This window comes from Klebsiella sp. HN106 (assembly GCF_051209435.1).
Taxonomy (GTDB): Bacteria; Pseudomonadota; Gammaproteobacteria; order Enterobacterales; family Enterobacteriaceae; genus Klebsiella; species Klebsiella oxytoca.
Map to the genome: position 1 here is coordinate 1 of NZ_JBLURD010000246.1, position 291 is coordinate 291.

A 291-nucleotide genomic window follows, 5' to 3' on the forward strand; every position below is an offset into this window, starting at 1 on the left:
TCGCCCGTAAATCGGCGAGTAATTTAAAGCGTTCATAGCTGGTCACGTCATCAAAATCGATAACCGCATCAAAACCCGCCGCCCGCAACGTATTTAAGGACATGCGGGGCCGATATAAATATACTTGCTGTATGAATTCTGAGCCTGCTAATATTTCGCTGCATATTGGTCCGGTTAACACCGAAACCTGATATCCCCGTTCAGCCAGTATTCTGGCGCAACCGGTCGTGACCACCATATCACCGACTTTATCATCCAGACGCAATAGCAGCACGCGGCGCACAGCCGCTG

The 291-nt window shown here is 50.2% G+C and carries 1 protein-coding gene; it reads right to left on the reverse strand.

The features are described from left to right. A partial coding sequence (locus tag ACSIPU_RS31105; RefSeq protein ID WP_435322552.1) for a glycosyltransferase family 9 protein occupies nucleotides 1-291 on the reverse strand: 291 nt, incomplete at both ends.